This is a genomic window from Actinosynnema sp. NPDC023794, from assembly GCF_040639675.1.
GTDB lineage: Bacteria > Actinomycetota > Actinomycetes > Mycobacteriales > Pseudonocardiaceae > Actinosynnema > Actinosynnema luteola.
Genome location: NZ_JBFAFR010000013.1, coordinates 216,338 through 233,462, shown reverse-complemented (window position 1 = coordinate 233,462; position 17,125 = coordinate 216,338). Strand labels below are relative to the sequence as shown.

Sequence of the window (17,125 nt, the reverse complement as noted above, 5' to 3'; positions counted from 1 at the left end):
TTCGACGGCTCCGGCAACAAGAAGGCCGCCTACACCTCGGTCCTCAACGCGCTCAACACCGCCGGCACGACGGGCCCGACCAGCACGTCGACCACCCCGACCGACCCGACCACGACCACCCCGCAGAACCCCGGCGGCTGCACCGCGACGTACTCCGAGGGCCAGAAGTGGAGCGACCGCTTCAACGGCCAGGTCACCGTCACCGGCACCAACAACTGGGTCGTCACGGTCACCGTGACCTCGCCCCAGCGGATCATCGCCACCTGGAACACCAGTGCCACCTGGGAAACGGCCAACGTCATGACCGCACGCCCCAACGGCAACGGCAACACGTTCGGCTTCACCATCCAGCACGGCGGCAACTGGAACTGGCCCAGCCTCACCTGCCGGGTCGGCTGAACCCGCGCGGGAGGGCCCGACCACCACGGGCCCTCCCGCACGACGCCGAGTCGCCGCCCGCAGCGGAAGGAGCAATGCCATGCGCAGCACCGGTTCCCGTGCGGCGCGGTCAGCCGCGTTGGTGGCCGCCGTGTCGCTCGTCGCGACGACCGGCGCCGTGATCGGATCGCAGTCCGCGTCGGCCGCCGCCGGTTGCCGGGTCGGCCACTCGGTCGACTCGCAGTGGCCGGGCGGTGCCAACGCCACGTCCGGGTCCCGTCCGACGTCCCCGGCGGTGATCAACGTCAACGGCACCGCGTGCACGACCACGCCTCAGCCGAGCCGACCCATGGTCGAGAACAACCTCTCCGTCACCAGGGAAGGCGCCTACGGCGACAACCGCTTCACCGTGTTCCGCCCGTCGAACCCCCGGGCGGTCGGTCGCCCGCTCCCCGTGCTGGCCTTCGGGAACGGCGCGTGCGCGCACACGGACAACAGCGAGGTCACGCGCATCCTGACGTTCGTCGCGTCGAAGGGCTTCGTCGTGGTGGACACCGGCTCGGTCGACGGCTCGCCCAACGGCGTGCCCAGCGGGTCGCCCATCCCCTCCCTGCTGACCGACGCCATCACGTGGGCCGAGCGGGAGCAGGACCGGCCCGGAGCGCCTCTGCGCCGACGCCTCGACCTGACCAGGGCGGCCACGGCCGGTCACTCGTGCGGCGGCCTGGAAGCCATGGTCGCCGCCCAGGACCGCCGCGTGTCCGGTGTCGTCTCGTTGAACAGCGGGTTCTTCGCCGACGGCGCCTTCGGCTACCCGCGCTCCGAGGTCGGCAAGCTGCACACGCCCGCCCTGTTCATGGACGGCGGCTCCGCCGACGTCGCCCACGCCAACAACCAGGCCACCTACGACCTGGCCACCGTCCCCGCCGTGCTGGCCCGCCACCCGCAGGCCGGGCACACCGGGTTCATCACCGGCAGCCAACTGGCCGACGGCATGACGACGGTGGTGCAGTTCCTCGACATGGTGCTCAACGGCAACGCGACCGCACGCGCCTACATCCTCAGCCCGTCCGGGCTCGCCGCCAAGGCTCCCTGGGCAGTGGCCACGAAGAACTTCTGATCGCCGCACAAGGGGTCGTCGGACTTGGCGGTGCGGATCTCGACGCGGCCGGCCAAGTCCACCAGGACGGGGCGGGCGGTGCGCAGGAGTTCGGCGACGCCGGTGGCGCCCCGGTCGTCATGCAGGACGAGGTTTCGCGCGCAGGCGCCGATCAAGGGCGCCGGTCGTGCCCGCGGGCGGATTCCGGCGCGCTGGACTCGGCGCGTCGGGTCGCGGTCAACGCCGGAGCGCGGCGCGGGTGAACTGCTCCGGGTAGGGCGAGAGCTCCACGGCCTGCTCCGCGGTGAGCGTCCCGGCAGCCACCGCCCGGCACAGCTCGGCGACCCGGATCAGCTCGGCCCGTTGGGTCCGGACGAAGTCGCGGTCCACCGGGTCGCCGTGGCCGGGGACCACGATCGGCGCGTCGAGTGCCAGGATGCCGTCCAGCGCGGTCGGCCAGCCCTGGGGATGCGCGTCGCCGAACTGCGGCGGAGCACCGTGCTCCACCAAGTCCCCCGCGTAGACCACGCCCGCGTCGGGGACGTGCGCCACCAGGTCGTGGTCGGAGTGCGCCGGTCCGAAGTGGATCAACTCGACGCGGCGTCCACCGAGGTCGAGTTCGGCGCGCGCGTCGACCAGCCGGTCGGGCAGCACCGGGTTCACGAGGGCGATGCGATCCGCGACCTCGTCCTCGCCGCGTTCCCGGTAGTGCCGCGCCCACTCCTCGCGCTGCTGCACCCCCGTGGCGGCCAGGTCGGCGTGGCACCGCCGGTGCGCCCACACCTCGCAAGGGCGGAAGACCTCGGTGCCGAAGCTGTGGTCGAAGTGGGAGTGCGTCAGCACCACGTGCCACGGCAACGGCGTCACGTCGCGGACCGCCTGCGCCAGCTCCGCGCCCTGACCCCCGTCACCCCCGGTGTCGATCACCAGGCACCGCTCGTCACCCACCACGAGCCCGACCGACAGGTCGAGCTCTTCGTACCGCCGCACCAGCACACCGTCGGCCACTTCGATCCAATACGCCACGGTCGGATCCAACCACGCCGCCGAAGCTTCACCTGCCGCGCTCTACGATGACCACGTGGCGGTGATCCTGGTGACAGGCATGTCCGGCACCGGGAAATCGACGGTGTCGCGCCGGTTGGCACAGCGGGGGTACCGGGCGGTGGACACCGACTTCGGGCAGTGGGTCGAAGAGGTCCAGCGTCCGGATGGCACCGGCACGGAGCGGCAGTGGCGCGAGGACCGGATCGACGCGTTGATCGCGGACCACGAGCGTTCGGGTGAGCCGCTGTTCATCGCGGGCACCGTGTGGAACCAGGGCGCGTTCTACCCGCGGTTCGACGAGGTCGTCCTGCTCAGTGCGCCCTTGGCGGTGGTGCTCGACCGCGTCGCCGGCCGTGGCACCAACCCCTTCGGGAAAGCGGCCGACGAGCGGGAACGGATCATCGAGGACACCGCCGGGGTCGAACCGCTGCTCCGGGCGTCGGCCACGATCGAGATCGACACCCGGCAACCGCTCGTCGAGGTGGTGGACCGACTGGCCGCGCTCGCCGGTCCACCGGCCTCCCCTCGCTGACCGTTCGGTTCGGAGCGGCAGGGCAACGTCGCCGCGCCGATTTACAACGTTGGAAAATGTCGCTGCGGCTGCTACGTTCGGTAGTGGTCCGCTGTCGCACGACCGGCCGGGGGTGAACGCGCCCCGGTCGCCGCACCCGCTCCGCCCTGCCCGGAAGAGGTGGTCATGACCAGCGCCCGTGAGCCCGACGACCTCGTCGGGCGCTCGTACTCGGACGGCGTCGTCGCGTTGCGCGGCGCGTTCACACCAGGCTGGGCCGATCGCTCCCGCGAGGACGTCGGGATCCACCCCGAGCGGTTGCCCGAGGAGGTCCGCGCGCACCTCGCGGGCCGGGTCGTCGACCGACTCGAACCGCTGGTGCAGAAGCACGCCGACGAGGGCCTCGTGATGGGTGCGGCCGAGTAGCCACCGGCCCGTGTCACCCAAGCGCCGGCCTCCTCGCGCCGGCGCGGCAGGTCCGCGGCTGCCTCGTCGGGCGCGATCACGGCGGCCCCTGGCGCCTTCCTCCATCCCTGCGACCCGGAGTTGCCACGATGACCGCACTTCCGTTCAAGCTCGCCACGACCGCCCTGACCGCGCTGCTCGCCGCCGGCGCCCTCACCACGGCCGCGCCCCGGGCGACCGCCGCCCCCGCGCCGGACCACCCGACCGCCGTGGCCGGCAACCCGTTCGCCGACGGCTGGTACGCCGACCCGGACACCATCGTCCACGGCGACACCTACTGGGTGTACCCCACGACGTCGAAGGCCTACGCGGAACAGACCTACCTCGACGCGTTCTCCTCCACCGACCTCGTGCACTGGACGAAGCACCGCAACGTGCTGACCACGGCCGCCGTCTCCTGGGCCGAGTACGCGCTGTGGGCGCCGGCGCCGATCGCCCGCAACGGCAGGTACTACCTGTACTTCGCCGCCAACGACATCCAGGGCGACTCGGCGCCGGGCGGCATCGGGGTGGCCGTCGCCGACCACCCGGCGGGTCCCTACCGGGACGCGATCGGCCGGCCGCTGATCGGGCGGTTCCACCACGGGGCGCAGCCCATCGACCAGGACGTCTTCATCGACGACGACGGTCAGGCGTACCTGTACTACGGGGGTTGGGGTCACGCCAACGTCGTCAAGCTCAACCCCGACGTGGTCAGCCTCGGCACGTTCGCCGACGGCAGCACGTACAAGGAGATCACGCCGGCGGGCTACGTCGAGGGCCCGCAGATGTTCAAGCGCGCCGGGAAGTACTACCTGATGTGGTCGGAGGGCGGGTGGACCGGTCCGGACTACTCGGTGTCCTACGCGATGGCCGACTCCCCCACCGGCCCGTTCACCAAGCTGGACAAGGTGCTCGCGCAGGACCCCGCGGTCGCACGCGGCTCGGGCCACAACTCGGTGCTGAACGTGCCCGGCACCGACATCTGGTACATCGTGTACCACCGCCGACCGCTGAGCGAGACCGACGGCAACCACCGCCAACTCGCCTACGACCGCCTGCACTTCAACGCCGACGGCACGATCCGGCGCGTGACGATGAAGGTCCAGGACAACTTCGCCGACGACAACTCCTACGGCTGGAAGACCTACGGCGGTTCGTGGACCGTCCCGGGTGGACGGTTGCAGGCGGCCGGCTCCGCCGGCGGCAAGGCGTTGCTGGACACGAACTTCGGCGACTTCACCCAGGACACCGACGTGACGATCTCGTCCGGCGGTGGTGACGCCGGCCTGGTGTTCCGGGCGAGCAGGCCGGTGGTCGGCGTCGACGGCTACGCCGGCTACTACGCGGGCATCTCGCCCGCCGGGCGGGTCGTGCTGGGTCGGGCCGACAACTCGTGGACCCCGCTGGGCTCCGCGCCGCTGGCGGTGAACGTCGGCGCCACCCACCGCCTGCGGGTCACCGCCGTCGGCACGTCGATCAAGGTGTACGTCGACGACATGGCCACGCCGAGGATCAGCGTCACCGACGCGACGTTCGCCTCCGGCGGCAACGGCGTGCGGGTGTTCAACGCGGCGGCGGCCTTCGACAACGTCGTGGTCGGTCCGGCGGTTGGCGGGGAGGTCAACCTCGCGCGAGGTCGCCCGGCCACCGGCTCGACGCCGTGCGCGCCGGGCGAGGGGCCGGAGAAGGCGGTCAACGGCACCGTGACGGGCGGGAACAGCGACAAGTTCTGCTCGTCGGTGTCCGGTGCGTGGCTGAGCGTGGACCTCGGCGCCACCCGGGCGATCTCCCGGTTCGAGGTCGCGCACGCCCAGGCGGGCGGTGAGGACGCAGGTCTGAACACCAAGGCGTTCGGCGTCTCGGTGTCCGACGACGGCACGACCTGGCGGAAGGCGGTCGACGTGACGAACAACGGCGCGGCCACCACGGTCCACCCCGTCAGCGGTGTGTCGGGTCGCTACGTCCGGCTCGACGCAAGCGTTCCCACGGGCAACGGCGAGATCGCCACCCGCATCTACGAGCTGCGCGCCTTCGGCTGAGCCCGAACCGCCCTGGGCGGCGAGTGGTCTGCCCGCCCGCGCGACTTCGCGGGCGGGCAGACGCGGGTCACTCCCGCCTGACCCGGCGTTTCCGGCTCACGAACGCGAGTGCCGCGCCCGTGCCGAGGACCAGGACACCGATGAGGACCACCCACGGCAGGCCGGCGGAGACACCGGTGTCGGCCAGCGAGCCCCCGGGCGGGGTGGTCGTGGTCGAGGCCGGGGTCGTCGGCGGCGCGGTGGTCGTCGGCGGTGTCGTGGTCGGATCGGGTTGGGGGATGTGCACGCCGGCGTCGATGGTGTGGTCGACTTCGCCGGGGTTGGCCGGCGCCGTGACGGGCGCGTAGCCGTTGCACAGCTGTCCGGTGGTCGGTGGTACCACGTTGGAGTCGTGCACCCGGTCGTCTCCGGTCAGCCCGACGGTGAACCGCAGGTCGGCGGCGGGTGGTTGTCCGGGGACCGTGTCGGTGTTCGCGGTGCAGACGTTGAACTGCACGGTGTACTCCGCGCCCGGCGTGAGCTCGTAGGCGGCGCCGACACCGCCGAAGTAGTACTCGCCGGCCGCGTCGGTCTTCGTCGTGGCGACCTGCTTGCCGTCGGCGTCCAGCAGGTTGATCGTCGCGTCCGGGAGCCGCACGTCCGCGGGGTCCTGGACGCCGTTGCGGTCGCCGTCGAACCACACCAGGTTGCCGATCTGGATCGGCGCGTTCGCCGCCTGGTACGCGATGGCGCCGAGCCCGCCCGCCTTGCCGAACCCGTTCCCGTCCGGGGCCCGACCGACGAACTCGTAGGCGTTGGCGGCGGGGTTGTTGCCGGGCCCCACACCGGTCTCGACGTGGTAGTAGCCGGTGCCGCTGGTGGCGGCGTTGATGGTCGGGTCCATCTGGGTGCTGATGACCCATTGCTGCTGCGGGATGTAGGCGACCGACCCGAGCGCGGCTTCCTGGTGCGGTCCGCGTTCGGCGGGACCGGCCGGGGAGAAGTAGTCGCCCGGGAAGTACTCGACCACGCCTGCGCTCTGCCGGCCGTCGTCGGTGTCGTCCGCGTGGTCGGGGCAGGTCCCCGTGCCTTCCCAGGTGTACCCGCCGGCGGGGTCGGCGCAGGCCATGGTGATGTCGCCGGCGGCGAAGCCGCGTTCGGTGTCGATCCGGCCCGGCCGCGGGTCCACCCCGTCCCAGCCGACCGCGTCCATGAACCGGTCGCGGAAGCCGAGGATCATCGACCCGTCACGCGCGAAGGCCAGGCTCGCCAGTTGCGGCTGTGGGTGGTCCCGGTCGCGTCGAAGCTGACCAGCGTGCGGGTCAACAGGTTCACCGCGTAGAGCGTGGACCCGTCCTCGGACAACGCGATGCCACCGATGCTCTCCTTGCCCGGCGCCTCGGTGAACCCGCCGTCCTTGAGCATGTTGCCGTCATGGGGCGTCACCGCGGCGCCCGGCACCTCCGCGAACAACGTCGGCGCGCCACCGCCGTCGACCGGCACGGTGTAGATCGCGTCGCCGCCCGCCGGCCCGTACGGGGCGTGCCGCCGGGCGAACGCGCTCTGGAACAGCCGCCGCCGCTCCTTGTCGTAGGCCAGCCCGAACGTCGTGCCCACCTGGGCCTGGGTGGCGAGCGTCGTCGGGCACGCGACGTCGTCAGGACACGTGCCGCGGGTGTTCACCCCGAACGCCACCAGCGCCCGGGTGTCCGTCCCGTTGGCGGCGACCTGGACCGGCACGAAGTACCGGGTGTCCGGCAGGGTGTAGTGGGCGGGGTTCCAGACGCCGGTGATCACCCGCCGTCGGACACGTCCACGAACGTGGTGAAGCTGTCGAAGTGGTTGGCCGCCGTCGAGGCCGGCACCGCCCTCAGGTAATCGCTATAGGGCTCCGGAACGGTGACGTCGACCCGGTAGTGACCGCCGTTCAACACGTCCGAAGGCGGCACCACGACCTTCCCGGTCGCGTCCGTGACACCGGTGACACGGTGGCCTTCGCGGTCGGAGACGACGATGTCCATGCCCTGCTGCGGCACGTCCATCGTCGTGTTGATCACACCGGTCCCGAAGAAGTCCCGCAACACCTGGACGGTCAACGTGCCGTCCTCCGCCGACGCGGCAGCCGTCCCGGCGGTCGCCCCCGTGATGCCGCTGCTCGCCATCAGCAGGCCGGCCAGCCCCACCCGCGCCAGTCCACCCGTGCGCGTCCGGGTTCTCCGGCGCATTGTCGTCCCCCTGTGTAAGTCGTCATGCACCGTGCACAGCCAACCAGAACCGCATCTCCCCCTACGCCATACGTTCGGGTGAATCAGAGTGGTGAACCAACGCACTGTTAGTGTTCCGCCGCGTGCGGAGCATGCGAGCCCAGCAACGCCTCCCGCGGCGCCGGTGGTCACGGCCGCGCTGGTTGGTCGTCGTCATCGGCGTCGTGGCCGTCGCGGCGGTGGGGGTAACCGCTTTCCTGATCGCCGACCCAGGTTCAGGGCGGCCTGCCGGTCCACGTGCGTTGACCTCGGACGAGGTGAACCGGCTGGCGATCGCGCGGTTCCGCAACTTCGAGGCGGGAGGCCGCGCGGTGACGATCACCGTGCCGACCACCGCCGGCGGGCTCGTCATCACCGGATCCATCGACTACCGAGCGAAGCTCGGTTATGGAGTGGTGCGCGGCACCGGGCGCGACACGTCCAGCGACGGGCTGATCCAGTGGAACTCCACCACGGTGTTCGTCCACCCGATGACGAACACCCCGGCGGAGGCTCCGGCCTCACCACCCGGATCCGACTGGCACCGCCGTCCCCTGCAGACGTCCGGCCACTCGTTGGACAGTTCGCTGCTCATCGCGCTCAACCTCGGCAGCGACCGGCCGGACAACGCCGCGCTGCTGCCGCAGAACGGCGCCGCCTGGGTGGGTCAGGACCACGTGGGCGACCACCACGTGGACGTCATGTCCGGACCGAGCGCCCGCGCCAAGCCCGACACCGCGGGCAACGTCCGCTATTGGATCGCCCAGGACGGCACCATGCACCGGGTCCGGGCCGACGTGGCTTCCGAACCGCAGCCGGTGGTCATCGACTTCGACACCCGGCCGTACGTCCCGGTGCAGCCCGCACCAGGCGTCACCGCGACGCCGTAGCCGCCGGAGGACCGGTGCGCCACCGTGTCCGATGTGGACACGCACCCTCCGTCGGGATGGCCGGGAGGAACCGCACGTGGTCGGAGGCCAACGCGCGTCCCTGGCCAGCCGCCGTGCCCGAGACCCACACCGCTCTTTTCCCACACCAGTTGCAGAGCAGCGCAGAATGACCTCGCACAAGCAGAAGGTCACCTACGGCCTGACCGAGCAGGCTGTTCAGCTGGTGCCCGTCCTCGTCCAGCTCGCGGTCCGGGGGCGTCCGGCACCTCCCGGTGACCGACGTGCACACCGCCCGCACGGAGGTTCTCGCCGCCGACCCGCGCCGCAGCTTGCCGATCACCCGTCCGCCGGGCGGGGCGCCGCGATGGACGAGCGGTCGCGCCGGGGCATGGGGACGCGGTGGACACCGGGCCGTTGCGGGTGGCGGTCGGCGAGGAGGACTTCGACGGCCTTCGCGCCCAGCTCGTAGCGCGGGACGGCGACCGTGGTCAGCGTGGGGCGCAGCCAGCCGGCGAGGGGGTGGTCGTCGAACGAGACGACGGAAACGTCGACCGGCACGGCGAGACCGGCGTCGGACAGGGCCTGGTAGGCGCCGAACGCGAGCCGGTCGTCGAAGCAGATCAGGGCGCGGGGACGTGCGCGTGCCAGCAGGTCCCTGGTGGCGGCGAAGCCGTGCTCCGGCAGCCACCACCGGCACTCCCGCGCGCCGGCGATCTCCACGCCGGCCGCGTCGAACGCCTCGCGGATGCCGGCGAGTCGCTCGGCCGCGGTGACCGAGCCGGGTGGCACGCCGTCCGGGTCGACACCCGCGCCGACGAGGTGGATGCCCTCGCGGTGCCCGGCGTCCAGCAGCGCGCGTGCCGCGGTCCGGCCCGCTTCGACCTCGTCGGGCACGACGACGGACAACGGGGACGGCCGGTCGGGCACGACGTTGAGCAGCACGGCGCGACCGGTCTCGATCCGGTCGGGCACGCGGACCTGCCTGGTCTGCGTCGCCGCGTACACGATCCCGTCGACCTCGCGGTCGAGCATGGCCCCGATCAGGCCCTGTTCCGCCGTCCGGTCGCCGTCCGTCTCGGCGACGATCAGCAGCGCGCCGTGCTCACGTGCCGCGTCGACGGCGCCCCGGATCATGTCCCCGGCCAGACCGGACGTGGCCACCGCGTCGGAGATGAACCCGATCGTGTGGGTCCAGTCGGTGCGCGGTCCGGTGGACGACCTCTTGCGGCGGTAGCCCACGGCGTTCACGGCCTGCCGCACGCGCAGTTCGGCCTCCGCGGAGATCCGCAGGTCGCGACCTCGACCGGACAGCACGAGCGAGACCGTCGTGATCGAGACGCCGGCCGCCTTGGCCACGTCGGCAAGCGTGACCCGTTGTCGGTTCACCGGGTTCTCCCGCACACGAGGCCCCGAAGGGCCTGTTCCGACACCGCTCCGCCGTCGGCTCGGCGCTCCTCGCATCGAGTGAATGTTTCGGCTTTACGACCTGAACTTTCGGGCAATGTAGCGCCGCACTCGTGGCCACGTCAACGCGGTGCGAGGGGGGAATGTGAACGCGCACATCCCCGGGCCGGCGCCGCGGGATCAGCGACGAGGGGCGGCGGTGCTGGCGCGGACGATGAGCTCGGTGGCGAGGACCAGGCGGTGCTGCGGCAGCGGCCTGCCGTGCGCCAGGTCGAGCAGCATGCCGGTGGCCGTGGCGGCCATGTCGCCCAAGGGCTGCCGGATGGTGGTCAGCGCGGGGATCATCCACTGCGCGGGCGGCAGGTCGTCGAAGCCCACCACGCTCAGGTCGTCGGGGATGCGCAGGCCCGCCTCGTAAACGGCCTGGTAGACCCCGTGCGCCTCGCCGTCGTTGCCGGTGACCACCGCGGTCGGCGGATCGGGCAGGCGCAGCAGCTGCCGGGTGTGCTCGAGGCCGTCGACGATCTGGAAGTGCCCCTCGCGGACCAGCTCGGGGTCCACCGGCACGCCGGCGGAGTCCATGGCCGCGTGGTAGCCGTCGAGCCGCGCCCGACCGGACAGCATCCGGGTGGCGCCGGTGATCACCGCGATGCGCCGGTGCCCCAGCTCCAGCAGGTGCCGGGTCGCCGCCAGGCCGCCGCTCCAGTTGTCCGCGCCCACCGACGGCACGCCGTGCGCGGGTTCGCCGGTCGGGTCGACCAGCACCACGGGGATGTCGCGGCTGCTCAGCTGCTCGTGCTGCGCGGGCGTGGGGCCGGAGAAGACGGCGACGACACCGGTCGGCCGCCGGGCCAGCACGCTGTCGATCCACGCCCGGTCGGCGATGTGCCGGCCTTCGAGCTGGCTCAGGGAGATGGTCAGCCCGTGCGCGGAGGCGACGCGGTCGACCCCCTTGACCACCTCGACGGGGTACGTGCCGGCCAACTCGTGGAACAGCACCTCGACCAGCGGCGCCTTGCTCACCTTCTTCTGCCGCCGGTAGCCCTGCTCGCGGAGCAGGCCTTCCACCAGGGCGCGGGTGTCCGCGGCGACCTCGACGTGCCCGTTGACCACCTTGGAGACCGTCGCCGCCGACACACCCGCCAATTCGGCGATCCGCGCGATGGTGACGCCGGCGTTGCCCACGGCACCGGAGGCCGCGTCACGGGTGGGTGCCATGGCGGGAGTCTAGCGGCCGGGCCACGTGTGACCGGGTGCCCGGGGTGACCGAAAGTTCAGGTCTTCGGACCGACTGATCAGGTCGCGGAGCAGCCTGGGCACGGCGTGTGCGCAGGCTCGACGGACCACCCGCGTCGACGAGGGGGCCTGAGGTCTCAGGCCGCCCTCTCCAGGCGGATCGAGCGCACCTCCGGCAACAGCAGGATCATCGCGCTGCTGAGCACCTGCCAGCCCGCGGCGGCGAGCAGCAGGGAGGCGGTGCCCACGACCTCGGACACCGGGCCGACCAGGGCGAGGCCGACGGGACCCAGCGCGTACGCGCCGAGCAGCTCATAGGCGCTGACCCGCGACAGCACTGCTTGCGGCACCAGCCTCTGCTCCGTGGTGCGCCACAACGCGTTGAACGCGCCGGCGCTGAAGCCGACGGCGAACGCGGCGGTCACGACCAGCGGCAGCGGGGCCCGCAACGCGAGCGGTACCAGCAGGCCGACCCACGCCAGCTGGATGAACGCGATGACCAGGAGGGTGCGGCGGATGTGCAAGCGGAGCAGGAGGACGCCCGAGAGGACGGCCCCCGCACCTTGCGCCGCGGCGATCGCACCCCAGGCCGAGGCGCCGCCGAGGTCGCCGCGCGCGATCACGGGTCCCAGCACCAGGAACGGCGCGACCACGAACAGGTTCCACAGCGCCAACTGCAGCACCCCGACCCACAGCCAGCGGCGGGAGCGGAACTCCACCCAGCCCTCGCGCAGGTCGGTGAGCAGCCGCGTGCGCGCGACGCCGGCGCGCGGTGTCACCCGCACGCCGGCCAGGAACAACGCGCTGACCAGGTAGCTCGCCCCGTCGATCACCAGCACGACCTCGGAGCCGCCCAGCGCCACCAGCACGCCCGCGACGGCCGGACCGGCCACGTCCGGAACCGCCTTGGCCAGGCCCAGGAACGAGTTGGCGCGCTGGAGCTGGTCCGCCGGCACGAGGTCCGCGGGCATGGCGGCCAGCGCGGGCTGGTAGAACGCGGACGCCCCGCCGCGGACGGCCGCCAGCAACGCCATCGACCACAGCTGGGCCGTGCCGGTGAAGACCAGCGCCGCGAACACGAACTGCGCGGCGGCCGAGACGAGGTCGGCGCCCACCATGACCGCCCGGCGCGGCACCCGGTCCGCCAGCACGCCGCCCGCGACCAGGAACACGATCGTCGACACGACGCCCGACGCGAACACCAAGCCGAGGTCGGTCGCCGACGCCCCGCTGTCCAGCACGGCGAACGTCATGGCCACCGGCGCCATCGAGGAGCCGATCAGCGACGTGGCGTAGCCCAGGAAGAAGCGCCGGAAACGCTTGTCCACCAGCAGCTCGCCCGCGTCGCGCCACTGACCCCGTCGTCGGCCGCCGGCCGTCCCGGGTTCGCCGTCCTGCCCTTGTCCAGCCTGCGTGGAGGGATCTTCTAAAGCCATGCGTTCCAACATAGAGCCACCCGGCGCCCTCGCCGCTGTCCCGCCGGCGGGCGACGGCGGACCGAACTGTCCACAACAGACAGCAGGCCCGCCACCAGCCGTGGGTGCGCCCTTCGGTCTCGCGCTAGCGCACCGGCTTGCGCGCCTCGATCAGGAAGCGGCGGGAGCGGGCGACGAACCGGCCGTCGGTCCGGATCCGCTCGTGCAGCGCTTCCAGGCGGTCGCGGTACTTCTCGACGGTGAAGTCCGGGACGAACCAGATGACCTTGCGCAGGAAGTAGACCATCGCGCCGACGTCGAAGAACTCCATCGTCGACTCGGCGGTCCGCAGGTCGACCACGTCCAGGCCGGCCGCCTCCGCTTCGGCCCTGGCCAGTTCCGGCTCGCGATCGCTCTGCCCCAGCGGCTGCGGGCCGAGGAAGAAGTCGTAGACCTCGTGGCCGCTGTCGGGGCCGACCTGCTGGGAGAAGTAGGCGCCGCCGGGCGTCAGGACGCGAGCGATCTCGGCCCAGTGGACCGTCACCGGGTGCCGGCTGGTGACCAGGTCGAACGTGCCGTCGGCGAACGGCAGCGGCGGCCGGTCCTCGTCGGCGACCACGACGACTCCCTTGTCCCGCAGGTTCTCCTGCGCCCGCGCGATGTTGGGCGGCCAGGACTCCGTCGCGACCATGGCCTTGGCCGCGCGCTGCGGTACCCCGGCCAGCACCTCGCCGCCGCCGGTCTGGATGTCCAGGCTCATCGTCGCGCGACCGACCCGTTCACCCATCAGCTTCTGGTAACCCCACGGCGGGCGCTCCTCGGTGGCCCGGCCGTCCAGCCAGGAGAAGTCCCAGCCGGTGACGTCGGCCTCCGCGGCCTCCGCGACCAGCGCGTCGAAACCCTCGTCCACAAGCGCCTCCCGCGCATGAGAGTACCGCAGCGCTGCTTTCGTCATGGCTGCCCCACGACGGGGGCGACAGCGGGGTCTTGCCTACGGTGCCTCGTCCACCAGGTCGGCGTGGTGGGCGATGATGGCGACTTCGACGCGGTTGCGGACGCCGAGGTGCCTGAACAGGGTGCTCGCGTAAGCCTTGACCGTTCCCTCGACCACGTGCAGTCGCGCGGCGATCTCGGCGTTGGACAGTCCCGCGCCGATGAGGCCCAGCACGGCCAGCTCGCGTCCGGTCAGTCCCGCGACCCGGTTCCTGGCTTCGGCGGCCTTGGTGGCACGTGAGCCCGGACGGGTGGTGCTGAAGGCGCTGATCACGCGTTTCGTCACGCTCGGCGACAGGTAGGCCCCGCCCGCTTTCACCGCACGTACCGCGGCCCGCAGTTCACGCGGGTCGCCGGTCTTGAGCAGGAAGCCGCCGGCGCCCGCTTCGAGCGCCTGCGCGATGTAGTGGTCGTCGGAGAACGTGGTCAGCACCAGCACACCGGTGTCGGGCGTGACCTCCACGATCTCGCGGGTGGCCGCGATCCCGTCCGACCCTGGCATCCGGATGTCCATCAGCACCACGTCCGGCCGGCGCGCCCGGACCACCTCGACCGCTTCCCGGCCGTCGCCCGCCTCGCCGACCACCTCGACGCCGGGGTCGCCGTCCAGGATGGCGCGGACGCCGGCCCGGATCAGCGTCTCGTCGTCCACCAGCACGATCCTGATCACCTCGGATGCCCTTCCGGCACTCACTCGCCCGCCCTCTCCCCCGTGCGCACCAGCACGTCCTTGCCCACCAACACGTCGTCGCGGAAGCACAGGCGGTACACGTCGAAGGCCTCGGGGAGGAACCCCGCGTCCGACCGGTAGTACTCGCAGGTGGAGCCCGGTGGCCGTGGCGGTTCGGGCTCGAAACCGCGTTCGGGCACCTGCCGATCCGGTAGCACGTCCGCGACGGCCGACCGCGCCGTTCCCAACGCCAGTCGCTGGAACGACTCCGACCGCAGCGTCGAGTTGCCCGTGTCGTAGGCGTAGACGCCCATCAGGACGACGACGAGACCCGCACCGAGCGCCACGGGCGTGAGCAGCGCCGCCGCCAGGCTCCTGCGGACACCGTCCCGCGCGCGGTCGAACTCGGCGGTCAAGTTCTCGTCCGGCGAGGCGTCGGGCGGATCGCCGAGCGCGCGCTCCGCCCGGGGAAGCCGCACCACCACTTGGTAACCGTCCCCGTGCGGACCGGCGCGCAACGTGCCGCCGGCGAGCCTGACCCGTTCCCCCAGGCCGGCCAGACCGCGGCCACCACGCGAGGGCGCGGACGGCACGGGCTCGGCGGGTGGGCCGTTGGTCACGACGACCCGGGCCTCGTCGTCCAGCCCGTGCAGCCGCACGGACACCCCGGCGCCCGGTGCGTGCTTGGTCGCGTTCGTGATCGCCTCCTGCCCGGTCCGGTAGGCGGCCCGGTACCGCAGGGGCTCCAGGTCCTCGACGTCACCGTCCACGGCCAGCTCGACGGCGACGCCCGCGGCCGAGGCGCGCGCCACCAGATCGCCGATCCGCTCGCCGTCGGGGGTCGTCGGCGCCGGGTCGTCCTCGTCGCGCAGCAGGTCGACGATGTCGCGCATCCGCTCGGTGGCCACCGCGATGATCTCGCGCACCGCGGTGGCCGTGGCCCGGTGCCGCTCGTCCAGGTCGGCGGCGACCTCCAGCGAACCCGCCGTGAGCGCGGCCAGGCTGAGCTGGTGGCCAAGCGAGTCGTGCATGTCGTGCGCGATGCGGGCCCGTTCGCGCAACCGCGCCTGCTCAGCCACGATCCGCTGCCGCTCCGCCAACCGCGCCGCCCGCTCCCAGCCCGACTCGACCAGCTGCACCTGCTGCCGCCGGTAGCGGCCGACCAGCCAGGGGAACACGCCGACCACGACCAGCCCGCCGACGCGCACCAACCAGGTGTACACGTCGGCCGACAGGGACAGCACCACCACCGAGCCGAGCACGGTCACGAGCGGGAACACCGCCAGGGCCGCCCGTCCGGCGGGAAGCCTGCGCCCGGCCAGGTAACCCGTCACCGCCACGGCGGGCAGGTACCTCCAGTCGACCACCGCCGCCACGGTCGCGACCGCCGGCGCCACGAGCGGCAGCCGGGCGGCGAGCGGGACCATCAGCGCGGTGGCCACGACCCCGATCACCGACGTCAGCCGGTCGAGGTCGACCAGGAACGGGGCCGCGAGCACCAGCCACGAGCCGGTGTCCACCAGGAGCCCGCGGACGGTGACCGGGCCTGCCGGCAGGGGTGTGACGATCGTCCGCAGCACCGGTTCCCTCACGAGCTCAGGTTACGCAAGGCCCACGACCGGTTCGTCGTCCACAGACGACCCCGGCGGAGGTCGGGGTCGACCGCGCCGGGTGATCGGTCAGAGCGGGATGTAGACGCCGAAGTCGCGGCTCGCGGTGCGGAAGTCCTGGAAGCCGATCCGCGCGCCCGCCGCCCTCGTCACGGTGCCCTTGGCGATGACGCCGCCCGACGACGAAGGGCCGTACACGGGTCCGCCGCTGTCACCGGCCCGTGCGGACGGCCGGCCGTTCACCTGCTCGCCCTCCACCAGGTCCTCACGGTCGGCGTAGAAGAACAGCACCTTGATGTTGCACACGGGCGCGCCGGTCACGCGGGCGCTGGTGACGCCGGACTGGCACAGGTACTCGCCGGTGTAGACGTCGCCCCAGCCGCGGACGACCTCGGTGGAGTTGCTGTCGCCGCCGCCGACGTACTGCTGGTTCACCACGTTGCCGGTGGGGATCAGCATGATGTCGTGGTCGCCGTGCTTCGCCCCCGCCGTGCCGATGTGCTCGCCGGTGGGGTCGGTGACGCGCACGCCGGGGTTGCCGCAGTGCCCCGCGGTGAGCAGGAACCGCGCGTTGTCGCCGTTGCGGACGGAGAACCCGGACGTGCACGCGGCGTTGCCCAGCACGATGGTCGCACCGCCCTTCCACGGCGGCGCGTCGTTCTGCCGGGACACCGGCGCGAGCGGCTCCTCGACCACGGTCCGCACCGGCACGTCGACGTCCACGGCGCGGGTCGCGAACTCCGACGTCGCGCCCAGGACGAGGCCGCTGCCGTCGGCGGGGAGCTTGATCGCGTGCACGCCGGGTCCGCGCTGCGCCTGCACGACCTTGGCGGCCTCGCGCAGTTCGGCGGCGGAGTGGCGGGCGGCCTCGAAGGTCACCGGCGCCTCGCCACGTGACGCGGCGTCGCGCACGGCGGCGGGCACGTCGCCCTTCCACCACAGCGCGACGTGGCCGTCTTCGAGGACCAGTCCGGCGAAGCCGGCGTGCCCGCCGCGCCGCACCTCCGCCTGGATCGCGTCGGCGGTGCGCACCAGCGGCTGCTGGGCGAGCATGCGGTCCCAGTCGGTGACCGGTCCGGCCGTGGCGGGGGTGGTGATCAGGGTGGCGGACGTGACGGCCGCGGCGGTCATGGCGGTGATCGTGCGTGCTGTCCTCACGAGCGG

At 72.4% G+C, this 17,125-nt stretch carries 16 protein-coding genes and 1 pseudogene; 6 read left to right on the top strand and 11 right to left on the bottom strand.

Annotated elements, in window-relative coordinates; genetic code table 11:
• Positions 1–399, top strand: a pseudogene (locus tag AB0H12_RS25770) (endo-1,4-beta-xylanase); the annotation flags it as partial.
• Positions 400–478: 79 nt separating this feature from the next.
• A complete protein-coding gene (locus AB0H12_RS25765; RefSeq protein ID WP_499625999.1) occupies positions 479–1,498 on the top strand; it encodes an alpha/beta hydrolase in 1,020 nt (339 codons plus the stop codon).
• A gap of 216 nt (positions 1,499–1,714) precedes the next feature.
• Here AB0H12_RS25765 and AB0H12_RS25760 read toward each other — a convergent pair whose 3' ends face one another.
• A complete protein-coding gene (locus tag AB0H12_RS25760; RefSeq protein WP_499625997.1) occupies positions 1,715–2,503 on the bottom strand; it encodes an MBL fold metallo-hydrolase in 789 nt (262 codons plus the stop codon).
• Between the two features lie 55 nt (positions 2,504–2,558).
• Here AB0H12_RS25760 and AB0H12_RS25755 point away from each other — a divergent pair, with 55 nt between their 5' ends.
• The 3 genes from AB0H12_RS25755 (at position 2,559) to AB0H12_RS25745 (ending at position 5,521) form a co-directional block, all read left to right on the top strand.
• On the top strand, positions 2,559–3,056 hold the full coding sequence (locus AB0H12_RS25755) for an AAA family ATPase (RefSeq protein ID WP_499625995.1): 498 nt from the start codon (positions 2,559–2,561) through the stop codon (positions 3,054–3,056).
• Between the two features lie 165 nt (positions 3,057–3,221).
• Positions 3,222–3,461 carry a hypothetical protein gene (locus AB0H12_RS25750; protein WP_499625993.1) on the top strand — a complete coding sequence of 80 codons (240 nt, stop codon included), beginning with the start codon at positions 3,222–3,224 and terminating at the stop codon, positions 3,459–3,461.
• A gap of 128 nt (positions 3,462–3,589) precedes the next feature.
• Positions 3,590–5,521, top strand: a complete 1,932-nt coding sequence (locus AB0H12_RS25745; RefSeq protein WP_499625992.1) for a family 43 glycosylhydrolase — start codon at positions 3,590–3,592, stop codon at positions 5,519–5,521.
• 67 nt (positions 5,522–5,588) lie between these two features.
• Here AB0H12_RS25745 and AB0H12_RS25740 read toward each other — a convergent pair whose 3' ends face one another.
• The 3 genes from AB0H12_RS25740 to AB0H12_RS25730 are packed head-to-tail and all read right to left on the bottom strand — an operon-like array spanning position 5,589 to position 7,725.
• Positions 5,589–6,740: an SdrD B-like domain-containing protein gene (locus tag AB0H12_RS25740; protein WP_499625991.1), complete on the bottom strand. Its 1,152-nt coding sequence runs from the start codon at positions 6,738–6,740 to the stop codon at positions 5,589–5,591.
• Positions 6,737–7,297, bottom strand: coding sequence for a hypothetical protein (locus AB0H12_RS25735; protein WP_499625990.1), 561 nt, complete (start codon positions 7,295–7,297; stop codon positions 6,737–6,739). The genes AB0H12_RS25740 and AB0H12_RS25735 overlap by 4 nt, the downstream gene beginning before the upstream one ends.
• Positions 7,294–7,725 (bottom strand): hypothetical protein, encoded by a 432-nt coding sequence (locus AB0H12_RS25730; protein ID WP_499625988.1) that lies wholly within the window; start codon positions 7,723–7,725, stop codon positions 7,294–7,296. Before AB0H12_RS25730 ends, AB0H12_RS25735 begins: the two co-directional genes overlap by 4 nt.
• A 131-nt stretch (positions 7,726–7,856) precedes the next feature.
• Here AB0H12_RS25730 and AB0H12_RS25725 point away from each other — a divergent pair, with 131 nt between their 5' ends.
• Positions 7,857–8,633 (top strand): hypothetical protein, encoded by a 777-nt coding sequence (locus AB0H12_RS25725; RefSeq protein WP_499626010.1) that lies wholly within the window; start codon positions 7,857–7,859, stop codon positions 8,631–8,633.
• A 336-nt stretch (positions 8,634–8,969) separates the two neighbouring features.
• Here AB0H12_RS25725 and AB0H12_RS25720 read toward each other — a convergent pair whose 3' ends face one another.
• From AB0H12_RS25720 to AB0H12_RS25690, 7 genes are all read right to left on the bottom strand, one after another.
• Entirely contained in the window at positions 8,970–10,019 is a 1,050-nt protein-coding gene (locus AB0H12_RS25720; protein WP_499625986.1) for a LacI family DNA-binding transcriptional regulator, read from the bottom strand.
• 198 nt (positions 10,020–10,217) lie between these two features.
• Positions 10,218–11,255, bottom strand: coding sequence for a LacI family DNA-binding transcriptional regulator (locus tag AB0H12_RS25715; protein ID WP_499625985.1), 1,038 nt, complete (start codon positions 11,253–11,255; stop codon positions 10,218–10,220).
• A gap of 155 nt (positions 11,256–11,410) precedes the next feature.
• Positions 11,411–12,709, bottom strand: a complete 1,299-nt coding sequence (locus AB0H12_RS25710; protein ID WP_499625983.1) for an MFS transporter — start codon at positions 12,707–12,709, stop codon at positions 11,411–11,413.
• 124 nt (positions 12,710–12,833) lie between these two features.
• Positions 12,834–13,643, bottom strand: coding sequence for a class I SAM-dependent methyltransferase (locus AB0H12_RS25705; protein ID WP_499625981.1), 810 nt, complete (start codon positions 13,641–13,643; stop codon positions 12,834–12,836).
• Positions 13,644–13,679: 36 nt separating this feature from the next.
• Positions 13,680–14,351 carry a response regulator gene (locus AB0H12_RS25700; protein WP_499625979.1) on the bottom strand — a complete coding sequence of 224 codons (672 nt, stop codon included), beginning with the start codon at positions 14,349–14,351 and terminating at the stop codon, positions 13,680–13,682.
• Between the two features lie 20 nt (positions 14,352–14,371).
• Entirely contained in the window at positions 14,372–15,943 is a 1,572-nt protein-coding gene (locus AB0H12_RS25695; protein WP_499625977.1) for a sensor histidine kinase, read from the bottom strand.
• 87 nt (positions 15,944–16,030) lie between these two features.
• Positions 16,031–17,119 (bottom strand): chymotrypsin family serine protease, encoded by a 1,089-nt coding sequence (locus AB0H12_RS25690; protein WP_499625975.1) that lies wholly within the window; start codon positions 17,117–17,119, stop codon positions 16,031–16,033.
• Between the last annotated feature and the right edge of the window lie 6 nt (positions 17,120–17,125).